This window comes from Saccharibacillus sp. CPCC 101409 (genome assembly GCF_030518235.1).
Classification (GTDB): Bacteria; Bacillota; Bacilli; order Paenibacillales; family Paenibacillaceae; genus Saccharibacillus.
In genome coordinates this window covers 109727-129676 of the sequence record NZ_JAULSA010000005.1, presented here as the reverse complement: position 1 = coordinate 129676, position 19950 = coordinate 109727, and the positions used below count along the sequence as shown (strand labels likewise).

The following is a 19950-nucleotide window of genomic DNA, read 5'->3' as shown; positions in this document are numbered from 1 at the left end:
TTAAATTCAATCTTTTTTCTCGCTTTCAACACGCGATCTAAAGACTTTCTGAGAAAGGCACCTCGGAAGCATACGCTAACGAATTTCTCCCGCAGTCCTTGATCTGATTTGCGGATCGGACTTTCTCTACAGCTTGTGACTTTCTCCGAAAGTCTGTGTCAGGGTTCGTTCGGCTTTAAACCGTACCAAACCAAACAGCGGAAAGCTCCGATTCGGGCTTCCCGCTGTTTTTTATTTTTCGCTAGCCGCAAATTTCCCGCAGCTACGCTCTCACTCCGGCGTCTGCCGATCCATCTGCCGGTACTGCAAAGCTTCCGCGATGTGCTCCGTGCGGATCGCCGGCGAATCTTCCAGATCGGCGATCGTCAGGGAAAGCTTCAGGATGCGGTCCCTGGAGCGCATGCTGAGGCCGAGCGCTCCGATCGCGCTGTCGAGCAGCACCAGTGCTTCGCGGACCGGCGCGGCGTATCGGCGCAGCGTCGCTCCGCTCAGCTCGCTGTTGCATTGGATATCCAGGGAGCGGAATCGCGCCCGCTGCCTCTGCGCGGCCGCCAGTACGCGTTCGCGCATGACCGCGGAAGAAGTGCCGGGCTGCGAGATTTCGCCCGCCGGAGGCTGCGGCACGTCCACCTGCATATCGATCCGGTCCAGCAGCGGCCCGGAGATACGGCTGCGGTAGCGGGCGATCGCGTGGGTCGAGCAGACGCAGCCGAAGTCTTCGCCGGGCCGCCGGGCCCCGCCGCACGGACAGGGATTCATGGAGCAGGCCAGCATAAAATGCGCGGGAAACGTAAAAGAAGCGCGGGCGCGGCTGATTGTGACCGTTCGGTCTTCGAGCGGCTGGCGCAGTACTTCCAGCGCCATGCGCGAGAATTCGGGCAGCTCGTCGAGAAACAGCACGCCCCGGTGCGCCAGGCTGACCTCGCCGGGACGCGGAATCGAACCGCCTCCGGCCAGTCCCGACGGCGAGATCGTATGATGCGGCGACCGGAACGGACGGCGGCGGATCAGCCCTTCTCGCGGCGCCTGCAGCCGGCCCGACGCGCTGAGGATTTTGGTTGCTTCCAGCGCTTCGCTTTCGCTCAGCTGCGTCATAATATCCGGCAGACGTTTAATCAGCATCGTTTTGCCGGTGCCGGGCGGTCCGGACAGCAGGATATTGTGCATGCCGGCCGCGGCGATCGTCAGCGCCCGCTTGGCGTGCTCCTGGCCGAGCACGTCGATATAATCGCCGCAGGGCAAGTGCGCGCCGACGCTCGCGGGATAAGCGCGCTCTTCTTTTTCGCGCAGTCCTTCGGCGTCGAAGACGTAGCATTTCTCGGTGCCCGCCGCAAGCGCCGCCCGGTCGCTTTCTCCGACCAGCATGCGCAGATGCGGCAGCGCGTAGACTTCCAGCCCGTCCACCAGCCGCGCTTCGTCGGCGTTCTGCGGCGGAACGAGGATTGTGCCGAAGCCCTGCCGCCTGGCGCAGTCCGCCATCGCCAGCACGCCGGGAACGGGGCGCAGCGCGCCGTCCAGCGACAGCTCTCCGATCGCGATCAGCTTTTCGTCGCCGGGCAGCGAGAGCTGGCCGCTGGTAATCAGGATGCCCAGCGCGATCGCCAGATCCAGCGAAGAGCCTTCTTTGCGCAGATCGGCCGGAGCCAGATTGATCGTGACGCGCCGGTTCGGAAAGCGGAATCCGCAGTTTTTGAGCGCCGATCTTACCCGGTCGGTCGCTTCGCGGATCGCGGAGTCCGGCAGTCCGATAATCGATGTCTGGGGCAGTCCGTTCGTAATATCCGCCTCGACTTCCACGATTACGCCGTCTACGCCGTACAAGCAGGCGCTGTAGCTTTTTCCATACATAAAAACACCTCTTTTTCGCATGATGACGCAGCTCGATACGCCGCGGACATCGAAAAAGGGTGCTTCCTCGTTTTTCGAAAAAAATCATTTTTTTAAAGCTTGCAGGGTTGTGACCTTTTTATTGTAAACCTGTTTATCCGCAAGTCAAGCCGTCGGGCGGCATAAAGAACATTTTTCAAGAAAATTGCGCTCAACATATTTACAACAATCAAATTTAATGCGATTATATGTCTAAGTGAAGGTTGGAAAATTCCGCTAAACGAATAGGAGGGGTGCGCAGAATGAGTAAAGTCAATGAATATCCCCAGCTTCAACTTGACAATATGCTGTGCTTCTCGATCTATGCCAGCTCGCGCGAGATCACGAAGATGTATCAGCCTTATCTGGAAGAACTGGGCGTTACCTATTCGCAGTATCTGGTGCTGATCGTATTGTGGGAACAGGACGAGCGTACGGTCAAGGAACTGGGCGAAGAACTGTTTCTCGATTCCGGCACGCTGACTCCGCTGCTCAAGCGTCTGGAAAGCGCCGGACTGGTCGAGCGAAACCGCTCCACCGAGGACGAACGCAAAGTGTTTATTTCTCTGACGGCAAAAGGACGGGAACTGCAAGTCAAAGCGGCGAGCATTCCCGAATGCATGGCTCGCGATCTCAGCATGGACGTGCCGGAATTCGTAGAGCTGCTCGGCAAATTCCAGAATTTGCTGGCGAGAGCGCATCAGGCGAATTCGTCGTCTTCCAAGTAAAAAAGCAGCGGGTAAAGCGCCCTGCGCCGAAAGGCCGGAGAATCTCGATTCTTCGGTTTTTTTGCGTTGTCCGGAAATCGGCGGGGCGCTTTGTGTCGAGAACGATTAGCGCAGGGTAATAAACAGCGAAGAAAATGTCGAAAAAAACAGAATGTCTCGAATTTTAAGAAAGCGTTTTAAAATTGTTAACAAGTCGTGCTATAATGATTGAGGTTTACCTTTACTGCCTGGCAACCCGCCTGGTGCGAGCCAATTTGATAGGAGGATTCACACATGAATATCCACGAATATCAGGGCAAAGAAGTTTTGCAGCAGTACGGAGTATCCGTGCCGCGCGGCAAGGTGGCGTTTACGGTCGAAGAAGCCGTGAATGCAGCCCGCGAGCTCGGAAGTCCGGTCGTCGTCGTAAAGGCGCAGATCCACGCGGGCGGACGCGGCAAAGCCGGAGGAGTCAAAGTGGCCAAGAGTCTCGACGAAGTGCGGACCTATGCCGAGGAGTTGATCGGCAAGGTGCTCGTAACCCATCAGACGGGCCCGGAAGGCAAAGAAATCAAGCGGCTGCTGATCGAAGAAGGCTGCGACATCAAGAAAGAATACTACGTCGGCGTCGTTGTGGACCGGGGAACGGGCCGCATCGTGCTGATGGCTTCGGAAGAAGGCGGCACGGAGATCGAGGAAGTCGCGGCGGCCACGCCGGAAAAGATTTTCCGCGAAGTGGTCGATCCGGCTGTCGGTTTGCAGACGTTCCAGGCGCGCCGTCTGGCGTACGCGATCAATATTCCGAAAGAACTCGTGAACAAAGCGGCCAAGTTTATGCTGGCGCTTTACAGCGCGTTCGTGGACAAAGATTGTTCGATCGCCGAGATCAACCCGCTGGTCGTTACCGGAGACGGCGAAGTCATGGCGCTCGACGCCAAACTGAATTTCGACTCCAACTCGCTGTTCCGGCATAAAGACGTGCTGGCGCTGCGCGACCTCGACGAGGAAGACGCGAAAGAAATCGCCGCTTCCAAATTCGACCTCAGCTATATCGCCCTCGACGGCAATATCGGCTGCATGGTCAACGGGGCGGGCCTGGCGATGGCGACGATGGATATTATCAAATACTACGGCGGCGAACCCGCCAACTTCCTGGACGTAGGGGGCGGTGCAACGAAAGAAAAAGTCACCGAAGCGTTCAAGATCATCCTGTCCGATCCGGAAGTGAAAGGGATCTTTATCAATATTTTCGGCGGCATCATGAAGTGCGACGTCATCGCGGACGGCGTGGTCGAAGCGGCGAAGCAGGTCAAGCTGGACAAGCCTCTCGTAGTGCGTCTTGAAGGGACGAATGTCGATCTCGGCAAAAAGATCCTGGGCGAATCCGGACTGAACATCGTGTCCGCGGACTCGATGGCCGACGGCGCCCAGAAAATCGTCGAACTCGTTTAAGCGACAGACACGCAGCAGGAATCGTCTGAATCACCGAGGCGGAAATTTCGCAAACCGACTTTATACGGAGGATGTGGATCGGGCATGAGTATTCTGGTAGATAAAAATACGAAAGTCATTACGCAGGGGATTACGGGCGAGACCGGCCTTTTTCATACGAAAGGCGCGCTCGAATACGGTACGCAGATGGTCGGCGGCGTAACGCCGGGCAAAGGCGGCACCGATATCGAAATCCAGCTTGAAGGCGGCAAAAGCGTCAAACTTCCGGTATTCAATACGGTAGACGACGCCGTAAAAGCGACAGGAGCGACGGCCAGCGTGATCTACGTGCCGCCGGCATTCGCCGCGGACTCGATTATGGAAGCGATCGACGCCGAGCTGGAATTGGTCATCTGTATCACGGAAGGCATTCCGGTTATCGACATGGTTAAGGTCAAGCGCTATCTCGAAGGCAAGAAAACGGTGCTGATCGGGCCGAACTGCCCGGGCGTCATTACGCCGGAAGCGTGCAAGATCGGCATTATGCCGGGCTATATCCACAAAGCGGGTAAAGTGGGCGTCGTATCCCGCAGCGGAACGCTGACGTACGAAGCCGTGCATCAGCTGACGACGCGCGGCATCGGCCAGTCGACGGCTGTCGGCATCGGCGGCGACCCGGTCAAGGGTTCGGAGTTTATCGATATCCTGAAGCTGTTTAACGAAGACGAAGACACGCAGGCGGTTGTCATGATCGGCGAGATCGGCGGCACCGCGGAAGAAGAAGCGGCCGAGTGGATCAAAGCCAACATGACCAAGCCCGTCGTCGGCTTTATCGGCGGCGCCACCGCGCCTCCGGGAAAACGCATGGGCCATGCCGGCGCGATCATTTCCGGCGGCAAAGGCACGGCGGCCGAGAAGATCGCCAAGCTCGAAGAGTGCGGCATCAAGGTCGCTCCGACTCCGGCCGAAATGGGCGCGACGCTCGTTTCCGTTCTGGAAGAGCGCGGCGTTCTGGATACGTTCACGGCGGGTTGATTGTCCGGCGCTTTTTTGTCACAATGACGGAAGAGCGCGGGCAGTCCGCCGGTAACGGCAGGAATGCAATCGAATAAATTCAGACACAAGGCAGGCAGCCTTTCTTTCCCCATGCGGGAAGAAGGGCTGCTTTTTGCGTTTATTTTCAATGGAATCCACTCGAAACGGGAAGACGGAGGCAGAGAAATGACCAACGAAAACATAATGGCGTCGCTGTGGCTGCTGGCTTTGCACGAAACCAAAGGCATCGGCTGGAAAAGTATCTACGAGATGATGCAGATCGCGGCGGGAAACGGCGTGCCGTACGGAGAGCTGTTTGAGCTTGAACGGCAGGACTGGATACGGCTCGGAGCGAAAAGCGGCCCGGCGGCCGCGGCGGCAAACGCGAAGCTGAGGACGATGCGGGAACGCAGCGAGGAACTGCTGGGCCGCGGAATCGCGCCGGTTTCTTTTTTCGACGACGAATACCCTACTTTAATGAAGGAAACCGCGCGGCCTCCCTGGATTTTGTATGCGTCGGGCCGCCGGGAGCTGCTGGCAAGTTTCGGCATCGCGATCGTCGGCACGCGTTCGCCCACCGTTTACGGCAAAACGGTCTGCGAACGGATCGCCGGCGACCTGGCCGAAAGCGGGGTCTGCGTGGTCAGCGGAATGGCGAGGGGCATCGACGGAATCTGCCACCGCGAAGCGCTGCGCAGACACGGGAGCACGATCGCTGTGCTCGGAACAGGCGTCGATGTCGCGTATCCTCCGGAACATCGTCCGCTGCACCGGGAGATTGCGCAATCGGGGCTTGTGATATCGGAGTTTCCGCCGGGCACTCCGCCGTCTCCGGGGCTGTTCCCGCTGCGCAACCGGATTATCGCGGGTCTTGCGCGCGGCGTCGTGGTCGTGGAAGCGGCGCAGCGCAGCGGCTCGCTGATTACGGCCGATTCCGCGCTGGAAGCCGGACGCGACGTATTCGCCGTACCCGGACCGGTCACGTCGCCCAAGAGCGCGGGAACGTTCGGCCTGCTCAAAAACGGGGCGAAACCCTGCGGAAGCGCGGAAGATATTTTGGAGGAATACGGCCATTTGTTCGAACCGGCGCCGAGAAGCGGAGCAAAAAAAGACGAACCTGAAAAATTGACAAAAGAGGAGCGGACGATATACGTTATATTGGAGCAGGGGGATGCAAGCATCGATGAACTGCAGCGGCAGACATCCTGGGAGTTTGGACTTTTACATTCCGTTCTGCTATCTTTAATCATAAAAAGTCGGGTCAAATCGCTCTCCGGCGCCGCTTATACATGGATAGGAGATCCCATCCCTTGATATCGCAATCACCGACAAACCGGCGCGGTCCAGGGCTGCACGGCCCGGAAAACCGCGCCAGCGCGCAAAATACGAAAGGGGGACGAACCTATGGCGGATTCGCTCGTCATCGTGGAATCGCCTGCAAAGGCGAAGACGATCGGCAAATATCTGGGCAGTAAATTTATCGTCAAAGCGTCCATGGGGCATATTCGGGATCTGCCGAAGAGCCAAATCGGAGTCGAAGTGGAAAACGAATTCAATCCCAAGTACATTACGATCCGCGGCAAAGGCTCCATCCTGAAAGAACTGAAAGACGCAAGCAAAAAAGTCAAAAAAGTCTATCTCGCGGCCGACCCCGATCGCGAAGGGGAAGCCATCGCCTGGCATCTGGCGCACGCGCTCGAAATCGACAACGTGCAGGACTGCCGGGTCGTATTCAACGAAATCACCAAGCAGGCGGTCAAAGACGCGTTCAAGACGCCGAGACCGATCAACATGGATCTGGTGAACGCCCAGCAGGCGCGGCGCATTCTCGACCGTCTGGTCGGCTACAAGATCAGTCCGCTGCTGTGGAAAAAAGTCAAAAAAGGACTGTCCGCCGGACGCGTACAATCGGTGGCGGTCAAGCTGATTATCGACCGGGAGAACGAGATTTCCGAATTCGTGCCGGAAGAGTACTGGAGCATTACGGCCCGTCTGGCCGTCAAAGGCAACGAATTCGAAGCCAAGTTCCATCAATTGGACGGCGGCAAGAAAGAGCTCCGCAGCGAACAGGAAGTCCAGGAAGTGCTGAACGCTTTCGCAGGAAAGGATTTTGTCGTAGGCGAAGTGAAGGAAAGAGAACGCCAGCGCCATCCGTCCCCTCCGTTTACGACAAGCTCACTGCAGCAGGAGGCCGCCCGCAAACTGAACTTCCGCGCGGCCAAAACGATGTCGGTCGCTCAGCAGCTTTACGAAGGGATCGACCTCGGCAAAGAAGGCACGGTCGGCCTGATCACCTACATGCGTACCGACTCCACCCGGATCGCCGCCAGCGCCCAGGAAGAAGCGAAAGCTTTTATCGTGGAACGCTACGGCGAAGATTTCGCGCCCGAAACGCCGCGCCAGTATTCCAAAAAATCGGCCGGCGCGCAGGATGCGCACGAAGCGGTTCGTCCGACTTCGATGGAACGCGATCCCGATTCGGTAAAAAGTTTTATGAGCCGCGATCAGTTCCGTTTGTACAAGCTGGTCTGGGAGCGCTTCGTCGCCAGCCAGATGTCTTCCGCCGTTCTCGATACGCTGTCGGTGGATATTGCGGCCGGCAGCGCGACATTCCGCGCAGTCGGCTCGAAAGTGCGTTTTCAGGGCTTTATGAAAGTGTATGTGGAAGGTAACGACGACGGCAGCGTGGAAGAAGACAAGTTCCTGCCGGCGCTTGCCAAAGGCGATCAGCTCGAACGCAAAGAAATCGAGCCGAAGCAGCACTTTACGCAGCCGCCTCCGCGCTATACGGAAGCCCGGCTCGTCAAAACGCTGGAAGAGCTCGGCATCGGACGCCCGAGTACGTATGCGCCGACGCTGGAAACGATCCAGAAACGCGGCTATGTGGCGATCGAAGAAAAGAAATTTATGCCGACGGAGCTCGGCGAGCTGATCAACGAGCAGATGGAGCAATTTTTCCCCGAGATCCTCGACGCCGAGTTTACCGCCCACATGGAAGAAAGCCTCGACCATGTGGAAGAAGGCGAAGAACAGTGGGTGCGGGTGCTCCAGGAATTCTACGGCAGCTTCGAGAAAAGACTCGAAGTCGCCGAAGAAGAAATGAAAGAAATCGAAATCCAGGACGAGGTTTCGGACGAGGTTTGCGACAAATGCGGCAAGCCGATGGTGTACAAAATGGGACGGTTCGGCAAGTTCCTGGCCTGTTCCGGCTTCCCGGACTGCCGCAATACCCGTCCGATCGTCAAAAATATCGGCGTGACCTGCCCGAAATGCAAAGAAGGGCATGTGGTCGAACGCCGCAGCAAAAAGGGGCGCGTCTTCTACGGCTGCGATAAGTATCCGGAGTGCGACTTCGTGTCGTGGGACCGCCCGTCGCCGAAGCCGTGCCCGGTGTGCAGCTCGCTGATGGTCGAAAAACGCAGCAAGCAGGGGACGAAGCTTCAGTGTACATCGTGCGACCACACGGAAATGCTCGAAGACAGCGAAGACACGGCGGAAGCTTAACACGGGGGGATCATTGAAGTGAGCAATCAACGAGTAACGGTAATCGGAGCGGGATTGGCCGGAAGCGAAGCGGCCTGGCAGATCGCCAGCCGCGGCGTCCCGGTTACGCTCTACGAGATGCGGCCGAAAGTCAAAACGCCGGCTCATCACACTTCTTATTTTGCGGAGCTGGTTTGCAGCAATTCGCTGCGCGCGAACGGGTTTACGGGAGCGGTCGGCGTGCTGAAAGAAGAAATGCGGCGGCTGGATTCGCTGGTGATCGGCAAAGCCGACGCCAGCGCGGTTCCGGCCGGCGGCGCGCTGGCCGTCGACCGCGATCTGTTCTCGGGCGGCATTACGCAGGCGCTCAAGGAACATCCGCTTGTGGATGTGCGCGAAGAAGAAGTGACGGAGATTCCGGAAGACGGCATCGTCGTGATCGCCACGGGACCGCTGACTTCCCCGTCGCTGTCGTCGCAGATCAAAGCGTTTATGGGCGAGGAGTATTTCTACTTTTACGACGCCGCCGCTCCGATTATCGAGAAAGACTCGATCGATATGGACAAAGTGTATCTCGCTTCGCGTTACGACAAAGGCGAAGCGGCTTACCTGAACTGTCCGATGACCGAAGAAGAATTCGATACGTTCTACGAAGCACTGATTTCGGCCGAGACGGCCGAGCTCAAAGAATTCGAGAAAGAAATTTATTTCGAAGGCTGCATGCCGATCGAAATCATGATGCGCCGCGGCCGCCAGACGGCGCTGTTCGGGCCGATGAAGCCGGTCGGGCTGCCCGATCCGCGTACCGGCAAGCTGCCGTTCGCGGTCGTTCAGCTGCGGCAGGACAACGCGGCGGGCACGCTGTACAACCTGGTCGGTTTCCAGACGCACCTGAAGTGGGGCGAGCAAAAACGGGTGTTCCAGCTGATTCCCGGCCTGGAAAACGTCGATATCGTGCGCTACGGCGTCATGCACCGCAATACGTTTATCAACTCGCCCAAGCTGCTCGAGCCGACGTACCAGTGCAAGAACCGGCCGAATCTGTTCTTCGCCGGCCAGATGACGGGCGTCGAAGGCTATGTGGAATCGGCCGCTTCGGGGCTGATCGCCGGTATCAACGCGGCGCATCTGGCGCTCGGCAAAGAACAGGTCGTATTCCCGGAAGAGACGACGCTCGGCGGCATGGCGCGTTATATCACGACCGCCGATCCGGATCACTTCCAGCCGATGAACGCGAATTTCGGCCTGCTGCCGAAGCTCGAACAGAAGATCCGCAACAAAAAAGAAAAGAACGAAGCTCTGGCCATGCGGGCGCTCGACCGGCTGGCTTCCTTTACAGGGGAGCGGGCATTGAACGCCGTACACGGCTGACCGGACTGCACGAAGAGGAGGATCACGATGGAAATCTCGTTTCACGCGACGACTATTTGCGCCGTGCGCAAAGACGGCAAAGCCGCCATCGCCGGCGACGGACAGGTCACTATGGGACAGAACGTTATCATGAAACAGCACGCCAAGAAAGTACGCAGATTGTACCGCGGACAGGTGCTTGCGGGCTTCGCCGGTTCGGTCGGCGACGCGATTACGCTGTTCGAGAAGTTCGAAGCGAAGCTTGAAGAGCATCAGGGCAACCTGCAGCGCGCGGCGGTCGAGCTCGTCAAAGAATGGCGGACGGACCAGATGCTGCGCAAGCTCGAAGCGCTGATGATCGTGATGGACAAAGAAGGCATGCTGCTGATTTCCGGCAACGGAGAAATCATCGAGCCCGACGACGATATTATCGCGATCGGTTCCGGCGGCAACTTCGCTTTGTCCGCGGCGCGCGCGCTGAAGCGCCATGCGTCGCTGGAAGCCAAAGATATCGCATTGGAATCGCTGAAAGTCGCGGCCGAGATCTGCGTATACACGAACGACAACATTATCGTCGAAGAACTTTAATGTCTATAAAGTGGAGGGTACAGCCATGAAAAACGAAGCCCTGACACCGCGGGAGATCGTGGCGGAACTGGACAAGTATATCGTCGGACAAAAACGGGCCAAGCGCTCTGTCGCGGTCGCCCTGCGCAACCGTTATCGCCGCAGTTTGCTTCCCGAAGAAGCGCGCGACGAAGTCGTGCCGAAGAATATTTTGATGATCGGACCGACCGGCGTCGGCAAAACGGAAATCGCCCGCCGCCTCGCCAAGCTGGTCGGCGCGCCTTTTATCAAAGTCGAAGCGACCAAGTTCACCGAAGTCGGCTATGTCGGGCGCGACGTGGAAGCGATGGTGCGCGATCTGGTCGAAACGTCGATCCGCATGGTCAAAGCGGAACGAACCGAGAAAGTGAAAGACCGCGCCGAAGAGATGGCGAACGAGCGGATCGTCGAAATTCTGGTGCCGGCCGCCAAATCTTCTTCTTCGCAGCGCAATCCGTTCGAAATGCTGTTCGGCGGTCAGAACAAGCCGCCCGAACCCGAACCGGAGAAAACCCGCTACGAGGAAGGCAGCCTCAGCGAACGGCGCCGCAAAATCCGGTTCGATCTGCTGTCGGGCAAGCTGGAAGAAGACGTAATCGAGATCGACGTCGAAGACGCGATGCCGAATATGTTCGATATGCTGGCCGGGCAGGGCAACGACCAGATGGGCATGAATATCCAGGAGATGCTCGGCAACTTCCTGCCGAAGCGCACCAAGCGCCGCAAGCTGCCGATTCGCGAAGCGCGCAAAGCGCTGACCCAGGAAGAAGCCTCCAAGCTGATCGATATGGACGATGTGAACCAGGAAGCGGTACGCCGCGCCGAACAATCGGGCATTATTTTTATCGACGAGATCGACAAAGTGGCCGGAAGCGGCCGCGGGCACGGACCGGACGTTTCGCGCGAAGGCGTGCAGCGGGATATCCTTCCGATCGTCGAAGGCTCGACCATCATGACCAAATACGGTCCGGTCAAGACCGACTACGTGCTGTTTATCGCCGCAGGCGCTTTCCACGTTTCGAAGCCTTCGGATCTCATTCCCGAGCTGCAGGGCCGTTTCCCGATCCGGGTCGAGCTTGAAAGTTTGACGCTGGAAGACTTTATCGCGATTTTGACGGAACCTCAGAATGCGCTGACCAAGCAGTATGTCGATTTGCTGCGAACCGAAAATATCGAGATCGGTTTTTCGGAAGAAGCGATCCACGAGATTGCGAGCATCGCGGCCTCGGTCAACCAGAATACGGAGAATATCGGCGCGCGGCGTCTGCATACCATTTTGGAAAAGCTGCTGGAGGACCTGTCGTTCGAAGCGCCCGAGCTCAATCTGGAGCAGATGACGATTACGCCCGAATACGTGCGCGAAAAACTGTCTGATATCGCCAAAGACCGAGACCTCAGCCAGTACATTTTGTAAGGCCGATCTTCCGATCGGGGCGATCGAAATCAAGACCGAAAGTTTGCATCCATACGTCGAAAAAAGCCTGAAAACCCATACATTTCCGCTCTTTTTCCGGCCCCCGGGCGGCGAGTGGGAAAATAAGAAAAAGCCCTGTCTTCCTACTAGGTAAAGATAGGGCTTTTTTCTCATTGTTTTATAGGCCTATCTCGAAGAAACTTAGTATAGATAATATGTGGAACGGCAGCTCTCCGCAGGGTGGTTGGACGAATGCAAACAGCCGAAAAAAAAGTGAGGGCGCCTCGGGAAAAAAGATGGTTTAGCTGAATTGAATTGTGTATAATTCATATTGCGCACAAGGCTTAACTCAAAGGAGAGTGTAATCATGAACATTTTGAACGATACGGGCTTTACACAACTGCGAAGCGCAATCGGTGCCGCGAATACGAGACAGCAAGTGATTTCCAACAACATTGCCAATGCCGACACGCCGTACTTCAAACGTTCCGAAGTCTCCTTTGAAAGCCTGCTTCAATCCGAGATGAACGGTGTAAGTTCGATTAAGGGGCGAATTACCAATCCCCGGCATATTGCGATTGGATCTTCCAATTCCGTTCCTGTCGCGAAAGTGACAAGCGACGACAGCACGGCGATGAACAACAATAAGAACAATGTGGATATCGACAGCGAAATGACTTCTCTTGCCGAGAACCAACTGCGCTATAACACTTACATCGAAGAAGTCAACCACCAGATCAAAATGATGAGAGCAGCGATGGGAGGCAACGTATAAATATGAGAATCAGCAGCGGCTTTGATGTCAACGCTTCGGCCCTGACCGCCCAGCGCTTGCGGATGGACGTCATCTCCTCCAATATCGCCAACGCGGATACGACCCGCGCTTCCATCGTCGATGGTAAAGCGGAACCTTACCGCCGGAAAGTGACCGTACTGTCGGAGAACAACCAATCGCCTTTCGCTCAAACGCTGAACAAAGCCATGAACGGCAAAAACGCCGCGAGCGGCGTGAAAGTAACCGGGATTCAAGAAGACCAGGAGCCGTTCAAACAGGTATACAATCCGACTCACCCGGATGCGGACGCCAACGGTTACGTGCAGATGCCGAATGTGGATATCGCGAAGGAAATGGTCGATATGATTTCGGCAACGCGTTCGTACGAAGCGAACGTAACGGCTTTGAACGCAACAAAATCCATGATTTCGAAAGCTCTGCAGATCGGCAAGTAATCTTCGGCCGAAACAGGTTCCCATTACTTCAATCTCGGCCGCTTGAAGCGGACCGGACCAGAAAGGAAGATCTCGAATGATTCAAAACCATATGTTCAATCCCGTGCAGGTAGCCAACCGTACCGTATCCGGCATGCAGGACAAAGCTTCCGCGACTCCGCAGGAAACGATGGAGAACTTCGGCGCTTATTTGCAGGATGCGCTGAAGCAGGTCGGCGACATGGAAAAAACGGCAGACGCAACCGGCAAAAAATTCATGGTCGGCCAGGCCGACGTCGATCAGGTCATGATCACTTCCGAACAAGCGCTGCTCGGTCTGCAGCTCACTTCCCAGGTGCGGAACAAAGTGATCGAAGCTTACCAAGAAATCATGCGTACCCAACTGTAAGGAACAGGCCGCTGCATAAAGCGGACCAAGCATACTGCTGCGTAACGGGGTGAAAATGTGAACGAAAGACTGACCCGAATAAAGGATTCGATCTTGGGGTACTGGAATCGGCTGAGTAAAACTCAGAAAGGCCTTCTGATCTCGACCGTCGTCATTACACTGCTGACGGTCGTTATTCTGACCATGCAGTTCTCCAAGACGGAATACGAAGTCGCTTTCCAGGATTTGAACAGCGAAGATGCGGCGGCGGCGATGACGTACCTCGATTCGGCCGGTATTCCTTATAAATTAAGCGAAGACGGAACGAGTCTCTCCGTGCCGAGCACGAATGCTTCCCGCGTTCGCGTAGACGTCGCTTCGCAGGGCATCATCCAGAACGGCTCGATCGGCTTCAACAAGATGTTCGGCACGACCAGTTCGCCGCTCGGCATGACCGACAGCGAATTCAACGTCAAATACAACAGCGCGCTCAACGGCGAGATCGCTTCGCTGCTGCAGTTGATGAACGGAGTCAAATCCGCGAAGGTCCTGGTGAATCTGCCAAAAGAAAGTTTGTTCGCCGCTTCGGAAGACCAGGACCAGGCTTCCGCCTCGGTCGTGATGACGTTCAAGCCGGGATTCCGCCCGAGCCAGGACGTGATCGACGGGTATTTCAACCTCATTAAGACTTCGGTTCCCAACCTGCCTATAGAGAACATTTCGATTACAAGCGACAACAATACGCTTTACGCTTCCAATTCCGGAGCGGGAGGCGGAGTAGGAAGCGCGATTCAGGACAACCTGGCGATTCAGCGCAATTACGAGAGCGGGATCGAGAAGAGTGTCAAGATGTTTCTGGGGAGTATCGTAGGGGCCGACAAAGTCAACGTTCTGGTTGCTTCGAAGCTGAACTTCGATCAGGTGAACGCGACGGAAAATACGTATACGCCGGTCGATGCGGATAATATGAAGGGGATCGAGATCAGCGTTCAGGACGTTCAGGAGAGTTATACGGGAGCGGCCGATCCAAGCAGCGGGGTAGCCGGAACGGGTACCGAATCCGTGCCGACGTATCCCGGAGATACGACCTCGGGACAAACCAGCTCCGAAAGTTCCAACAAGATCGTCAACTATCAAGTTAACCAGATTACGAAACAAATCGTGCAAAGCCCATATATCGTGAAGGATTTAACCATTAACGTTGCGATTGAACCGGCTGACGGAGCTACTACCGTCGATGAAAATGTTGAAGGCAATATTAAAACCATTCTGGCTAATATTATCGGGGCTTCCCTTGCCGATTCCGGTACGACATACAACCAAACGCAGCTTCTGGCAAAAGTGTCGATCATCTCTTCGACGCCTGCGGCAGCGACAGCAGCGGCGGATACCGGAATATCGAGAACGCTGCTCTGGGGCATTATCGCAGCGGCGGTCCTGATCGTGGCGGCTCTGGTATTCGTTATCCTGCGCCGGAGAAGAAATGCGAGAGAAGACGAACTGCTTGAAGAAATGGCGCTGCCGATTGCGGCGGAAATGCCGTCGATCAATCTGGATACCGTTAGTGGAGAAAGTCAGATGCGGAAACAGCTCGAATCGCTGGCCAAGAAGAAACCGGATGAATTCGTCAACTTGCTGCGCACATGGCTAGCCGATGAATAGGAGTGAACAAGTGTGGCCAAAGCAAGCGCGCAATCTTTAAGCGGAAGACAAAAAGCCGCAATCCTGCTGATCTCGCTCGGACCGGAAGTATCGGCACAGATCTTCAAACATCTAAGAGATGAAGAAATCGAGCAGCTGACGCTGGAAATCGCAAACGTACGCAAAGTGGACAGCTCCGAAAAAGATACCGTGCTGGCCGAATTTCATCAAATTTGCCTGGCGCAGGAATATATTTCGCAGGGCGGGATCAATTACGCCAAAGAGATTTTGCAGAAAGCGCTCGGCGAACAAAAAGCGCTTGAAGTGATCAACCGCCTGACGGCAACCCTTCAAGTCCGGCCGTTCGACTTTGCGCGCAAAGCCGACCCGGGTCAAATCCTTAACTTTATCCAGAACGAGAATCCGCAGACGATCGCTCTGGTTCTTTCTTATCTCCAGTTCGAACAGGCTTCGACTATTCTTTCCTCTCTTCCGCAGGACAAGCAGGCCGAGGTGGCGCGCAGAATTGCCATGATGGACAGCACTTCGCCGGAGGTCATCGCCCAGGTCGAACGGGTGCTGGAACAGAAACTCTCTTCGACCGTCACCCAGGATTTTGCGACGGCGGGCGGCATCGAATCGATCGTGTCGATCCTGAACGGGGTCGACCGCGGTACGGAACGCACCATCCTGGATTCGCTGGAAATTCAGGACCCGGAACTGGCGGAAGAAATCAAGAAAAGAATGTTTGTGTTCGAAGATATCGTCAATATCGACGATCGTTCCATTCAGCGTATTATCCGCGATCTGGAGAACGCGGACCTGCAGTTGGCGCTCAAAGTGGCCAGCGAGGAAGTGCGCGAAGTCGTATTCAAGAATATGTCGAAACGGATGGCCGAAACGTTCCGCGAAGAAATGGAGTTTATGGGTCCCGTGCGGCTGCGCGACGTAGAAGAAGCGCAAACCCGCATCGTAACGATCATCCGCAAGCTGGAAGAAGCGGGTGAAATCATAATCGCCCGCGGCGGAGGAGACGATATCATTGTCTAATCTCATTAAATCTTCGCAGTACGTACCGAAAGAAGAATTCGTAAAGCTGAACCTTCACCGCCATTACGCGGCGCAGAGAGGGGAAGCGGAATCCGAAGAAGAATTCCGGGTCCCTTCGGTCGATCAGCAGACCGTGCAGCTTAAAGACGAAATGATTAAAGATGCCGCAGAGTTCGCCGACCTGCAAATCCGCGAAGCGGCCGATCAGGCGGAACGCATGCTGGAGGAAGCTCAGCAGCAGATCGAACTGTGGTGGCAGGAACGGCGAGAACAAGACGAGAATCTGGTTGAAGCGGTCAAATCTCAGGGATTTCGCGAAGGGTACGAAGAAGGTCGGATTCAAGCCGAAGCCGAGCTTGCTGTGAAGATCGAGCAGACCGCCGAAGAAGCGGGAACTTTGATTCAAGAAGCGACCCGGTCGAAAGAAGACATTATCCAGGAAGCCGAGCCGTTTCTGGTCGACCTCAGCTTGGCCATCGCCGAGAAGATCGTCGACCGCAAGCTGGCCGAAGACGAAGCGCTGGCGCTTGAACTGATTCGCAAAACGCTGGCGAGAAAACGCGAGCAGGGAACGATCGCGCTCTGCATAGCCCCTTCCCAGTACGCTCTGGTCAACTCGGCGCGCGAAGAGCTTGCCATGTCAATCGACTCCCAGGCCGAACTTCAAATCCTGCCCGATGCGACCGTCAAAGACCGCGGCTGCGTAATCCGTTCCAACTTCGGAAGCGTGGACGCAAGAATCGATACCCAGCTGGCCGAGATCAAACGCGAGCTGCTTCGACTGGCGCTGCACGACGATATGCCGGGCAGTTGATACACACCGCACGCAGCTCCTAGTCCTCCAGGATTCCAATAGGAATTTTGGTAGGCTGCCTGGTGTTTTTTTAATTGAGAAATAGCACTTTTTAGCCTTAGTGGTTTTTTTATAACCGTGTAGAATAATAAATGTAAAGAGCAGCAAGAGAAAAGGAGGCGGCGGCGGTGAAAGAAATTCGGGTCGACAAGTACCTGGATCAGCTCAGGCAGATCGATCCGATTCGAGTAAACGGCAAGGTCACTCAGGTGGTCGGGCTGATGATCGAGTCGGAAGGGCCGGATGCAAGTATCGGCGAAGTCTGCTACATCTACCCAACCAAGACCGCTCCTCCGCTGCAGGCCGAAGTCGTCGGCTTCCGGGACAACAAAGTCCTGCTGATGCCGCTGGGCGAACTGCAGTCGATCGGACCCGGCTGCGATGTCGTCGGCACAGGCAAACCGCTGACCGTACAGGTCGGATCGGAACTGCTCGGCAAAGTGCTCGACGGGCTGGGACGCCCGCTCGACGGTTCGATGCTTCCGGCCAGGATGGCCCACGCTTCAACCTTCAACACGCCGAGCAATCCGCTGCAGCGGCCCCGCGTACACGATCCGATCAGCGTAGGCGTCAGAGCGATCGACGGTCTGCTGACGATCGGCAAAGGACAGCGCGTCGGCATCTTTGCCGGCTCGGGCGTCGGCAAGAGCACGCTGATGGGCATGATCGCCAGAAACACATCGGCGGATATCAACGTTATCGCGCTGATCGGCGAACGGGGCCGCGAAGTACTGGACTTCATCGAACGCGATCTTGGTCCCGAAGGTCTTGCACGCTCGGTCGTGATCGTCGCCACCTCCGACCAGCCCGCGCTGGTGCGGATTAAGGGGGCGCTGATCGCCACCAGCATCGCCGAGTACTACCGCGACCGGGGAATGAACGTCATGATGATGATGGACTCGGTTACCCGGTACGCGATGGCGCAGCGCGAAGTCGGCCTGGCGGTCGGCGAACCGCCGGCGATGAGAGGGTACACGCCTTCGGTGTTCGCCAGCATGCCGAAGCTGCTGGAGCGTGCGGGTACGGGGCCGAACGGTTCGATCACCGCTTTCTACACGGTACTCGTCGACGGCGACGATATGAACGAGCCGATCGCCGATACGGTCCGCGGCATCCTGGACGGGCACATTGTCCTGAACCGTGGTATCGCGAACCGGGGTCACTTCCCGGCGATCGACGTACTGGCGAGCATCAGCCGGGTCATGAAAGATATTTCGCCCGAGATTCAGACGGATGCGGCCAACAACTTGAAGCGGCTGCTTTCGGTTTACAAAGAATCGGAAGACCTGATTAATATCGGCGCTTATCAGCGGGGATCGAGCCCCGAGATCGACGAAGCGATCGAGAACATTCAGCGCATTTGGGACTTCACCAAACAGAAAGTCGACGAGAAGACGACGCTGAACGAAACGATAGAACGTTTAATTCAAGAATTTGCGAGGAGCTGACATAGGGAATGTTGAAATTCAACTATGCATTTCAAAAAGTTGTGGATCTGAAAACAAGCGAGAAAAATCATGCCGAAATGCACCTTTCCTCGGCGCTTGGCGTTCTGCAGGCGGAAGAGCAGACGCTGGGACAGCTGTTTTCCAGCAAAGATGCCGCAGTCGATTCCATTCAGGACCAAACGGTAAATGCGGTTTCAGCTTCCCAGCTCCAGCAAATGCAGGACTACATTCAATATATCGACCAATGCATTTTGAAAAAGCGTCAGGATATTCAAACGGCGCAGGTAAAAGTCGAAGAAAAGAAAGAGCATTTGACGACAAAAATGCTGGATGAAAAAGTATGGCTGCAGGCGCGCGGCAAAGCGCTGGAAGGATTCCAAAAAGAAGAACTGCAGCGCGAACAAGGCGAACTCGACGAAATGGCCACGGTTCGCTACGCGGCTTCCCGCGTCCAGTAAGCGGGATTCGAGAAAGAAAGGAGGCCAAAGCGCGTGGCAAAAGCCCAGGCCGATATCGAGATGAATTTGGAAGAAGAATCGGGCAGCAAAACGGGCAGGATCCTGTTGTTCGCGGCGCCGATCCTGTTCACGGTGGTGCTGGTCGGCGTGCTGCTGACCCTGCTCAATCCGGGGACGCGAAACAATGTGCTGGAGACCGCCAATAAAATACCGGTCGTCGGTTCGCTGCTTCCGAAACCCACTTATACGCCGGCGCAGCAGGCGGAGCGGAAAAAAGAAGAGCAAAGCAAAAGCGCGGACGCCACGATCAAAGAGTTGAAAACGCAGCTGGCGCAAAAAAATACCGAACTCAAAACGGCCCAGAAATCCCAGACCGATGCGCAGACGCAGGCCGACAGTCTCAAAAAAGAGCTGGAGAAAGCCAAAACCGACCAGACGGCGGCCGCAACCGCCGCCGCGGACGACGCGGAGAAGAAAGCGGCCGAGGAAGGACCTAGCAAACAGGTCAAACAATTGGCTCAAACCTATGGAAGCATGAGCGCAAGCAAAGCGGCTCCTATTCTTGAGACGATGACGGACGAGCAAATCGCGATGGTTCTGAATGCGATGGGCAACGACCAGAAATCGTCGATCCTGCAAAAGATGACGGCGGATCGGGCGGCCAACGTATCGCTGATGATCAAAAACGCGAAATCGGCGGCGGCGCTTGAAGCGGCGGCCGACAAAGCCGGAGCGGCCGCTACAGCCACTGCGAGTTCGTCTTCCCAAACGACTTCGCTTTCCACCGGCAATTCGCTTAATCAGGATCAGCTCAGCCAAACGTTCTCGTCGATGGATGCTTCCAACGCGGCGGCGCTGCTGCTGCAGATGGCAACGACCAACCAGGCAAAAGTGCTGACGATTCTGAAATCGGTCGACGATTCGACCCGCTCAAACATTTTGTCGCAGATGGCAAGTTCGGACAGCGCCGCGACAGCGGTGCTGGCGAATAAGCTGATCGGCAGCTGAACT

The 19950-nt window shown here is 56.2% G+C and carries 18 protein-coding genes; 17 read left to right on the top strand and 1 reads right to left on the bottom strand.

All coding sequences use genetic code 11. From position 1 onward, the window contains the following. Positions 1-270: 270 nt before the first annotated feature. Positions 271-1848, bottom strand: coding sequence for a YifB family Mg chelatase-like AAA ATPase (locus tag QWJ34_RS13160; RefSeq protein WP_302728413.1), 1578 nt, complete (start codon positions 1846-1848; stop codon positions 271-273). A gap of 281 nt (positions 1849-2129) precedes the next feature. Between QWJ34_RS13160 and QWJ34_RS13155 the strand changes: the two genes are divergently transcribed. From QWJ34_RS13155 to QWJ34_RS13075, 17 genes are all read left to right on the top strand, one after another. Next, a complete protein-coding gene (locus QWJ34_RS13155) occupies positions 2130-2594 on the top strand; it encodes a MarR family winged helix-turn-helix transcriptional regulator (protein WP_302728412.1) in 465 nt (154 codons plus the stop codon). A 273-nt stretch (positions 2595-2867) separates the two neighbouring features. Next, positions 2868-4025 carry an ADP-forming succinate--CoA ligase subunit beta gene (gene sucC / locus QWJ34_RS13150; RefSeq protein WP_302728410.1) on the top strand — a complete coding sequence of 386 codons (1158 nt, stop codon included), beginning with the start codon at positions 2868-2870 and terminating at the stop codon, positions 4023-4025. 84 nt (positions 4026-4109) lie between these two features. Then, on the top strand, positions 4110-5039 hold the full coding sequence (gene sucD / locus QWJ34_RS13145) for a succinate--CoA ligase subunit alpha (RefSeq protein ID WP_302728408.1): 930 nt from the start codon (positions 4110-4112) through the stop codon (positions 5037-5039). 186 nt (positions 5040-5225) lie between these two features. Then, complete coding sequence (gene dprA / locus QWJ34_RS13140) at positions 5226-6353, top strand: DNA-processing protein DprA (RefSeq protein ID WP_302728406.1); 1128 nt, start codon at positions 5226-5228, stop codon at positions 6351-6353. Positions 6354-6443: 90 nt separating this feature from the next. Then, positions 6444-8543, top strand: coding sequence for a type I DNA topoisomerase (topA, locus tag QWJ34_RS13135; RefSeq protein WP_302728404.1), 2100 nt, complete (start codon positions 6444-6446; stop codon positions 8541-8543). Positions 8544-8555: 12 nt separating this feature from the next. After that, positions 8556-9893 carry an FADH(2)-oxidizing methylenetetrahydrofolate--tRNA-(uracil(54)-C(5))-methyltransferase TrmFO gene (gene trmFO / locus QWJ34_RS13130; protein ID WP_302728804.1) on the top strand — a complete coding sequence of 446 codons (1338 nt, stop codon included), beginning with the start codon at positions 8556-8558 and terminating at the stop codon, positions 9891-9893. 27 nt (positions 9894-9920) lie between these two features. Continuing rightward, positions 9921-10460 (top strand): ATP-dependent protease subunit HslV, encoded by a 540-nt coding sequence (hslV, locus tag QWJ34_RS13125; protein ID WP_302728402.1) that lies wholly within the window; start codon positions 9921-9923, stop codon positions 10458-10460. A gap of 25 nt (positions 10461-10485) precedes the next feature. After that, the gene (gene hslU, locus QWJ34_RS13120; RefSeq protein WP_302728401.1) at positions 10486-11892 is read left to right on the top strand and encodes an ATP-dependent protease ATPase subunit HslU; all 1407 of its coding nucleotides are present in this window, start codon (positions 10486-10488) and stop codon (positions 11890-11892) included. 367 nt (positions 11893-12259) lie between these two features. After that, positions 12260-12667, top strand: a complete 408-nt coding sequence (flgB, locus tag QWJ34_RS13115) for a flagellar basal body rod protein FlgB (protein WP_302728399.1) — start codon at positions 12260-12262, stop codon at positions 12665-12667. Between the two features lie 2 nt (positions 12668-12669). After that, a complete protein-coding gene (flgC, locus tag QWJ34_RS13110) occupies positions 12670-13122 on the top strand; it encodes a flagellar basal body rod protein FlgC (RefSeq protein WP_302728397.1) in 453 nt (150 codons plus the stop codon). 76 nt (positions 13123-13198) lie between these two features. Further along, positions 13199-13510, top strand: a complete 312-nt coding sequence (gene fliE / locus QWJ34_RS13105) for a flagellar hook-basal body complex protein FliE (protein WP_302728395.1) — start codon at positions 13199-13201, stop codon at positions 13508-13510. Between the two features lie 57 nt (positions 13511-13567). Then, a complete protein-coding gene (gene fliF, locus QWJ34_RS13100; RefSeq protein ID WP_302728393.1) occupies positions 13568-15151 on the top strand; it encodes a flagellar basal-body MS-ring/collar protein FliF in 1584 nt (527 codons plus the stop codon). Between the two features lie 12 nt (positions 15152-15163). Continuing rightward, positions 15164-16180, top strand: coding sequence for a flagellar motor switch protein FliG (gene fliG, locus QWJ34_RS13095; RefSeq protein ID WP_302728391.1), 1017 nt, complete (start codon positions 15164-15166; stop codon positions 16178-16180). After that, on the top strand, positions 16173-16994 hold the full coding sequence (locus tag QWJ34_RS13090) for a FliH/SctL family protein (protein ID WP_302728389.1): 822 nt from the start codon (positions 16173-16175) through the stop codon (positions 16992-16994). The genes fliG and QWJ34_RS13090 overlap by 8 nt, the downstream gene beginning before the upstream one ends. Before the next feature lie 167 nt (positions 16995-17161). After that, on the top strand, positions 17162-18481 hold the full coding sequence (gene fliI / locus QWJ34_RS13085) for a flagellar protein export ATPase FliI (protein ID WP_302728388.1): 1320 nt from the start codon (positions 17162-17164) through the stop codon (positions 18479-18481). An 11-nt stretch (positions 18482-18492) separates the two neighbouring features. Further along, the gene (fliJ, locus tag QWJ34_RS13080) at positions 18493-18939 is read left to right on the top strand and encodes a flagellar export protein FliJ (RefSeq protein ID WP_302728802.1); all 447 of its coding nucleotides are present in this window, start codon (positions 18493-18495) and stop codon (positions 18937-18939) included. Positions 18940-18972: 33 nt separating this feature from the next. Beyond that, entirely contained in the window at positions 18973-19947 is a 975-nt protein-coding gene (locus QWJ34_RS13075) for a MotE family protein (RefSeq protein ID WP_302728387.1), read from the top strand. Positions 19948-19950: the final 3 nt, after the last annotated feature.